The 382-nt window shown below is 41.4% G+C and carries 1 rRNA gene; it reads left to right on the forward strand.

Annotated features, from left to right (window positions below):
* Positions 1-299: 299 nt before the first annotated feature.
* Positions 300-382: ribosomal RNA gene (rrf, locus tag ACEWB7_RS18730) — 5S ribosomal RNA — on the forward strand; the annotation flags it as partial.

Here is a 382-nt window from a genome sequence, read left to right on the forward strand (position 1 = left end):
TTGGATGTGGAAGTGCAGTGATGCATGAAGCTGACCAATACTAATTGCTCGTGAGGCTTGACTATACAACACCCAAGCAGTTGTATATAAAGCATCAATTGATTTCATATTGATCTAACGATCAGACGAAAACTTGATTTAGTTAAGCTAATCGAACAAATGAGAGTATAATTAAGCACTGCTTAGTTCTACTCGCAAGAACTCAGATACATCTGTTAATGCATTCTATTTGAAGAAAGCTAGGCAAACGAAGCGCAAGCAACGTAAATAAGACCATAGCGAGTAAGCATACCAGTTGTGCTGGCGACCATAGCAAGAGTGAACCACCTGATCCCTTCCCGAACTCAGAAGTGAAACCTCTTAGCGCTGATGGTAGTGTGGG

It is taken from the genome of Acinetobacter sp. NIOH-H-8, from assembly GCF_046635365.1.
Lineage (GTDB): Bacteria > Pseudomonadota > Gammaproteobacteria > Pseudomonadales > Moraxellaceae > Acinetobacter.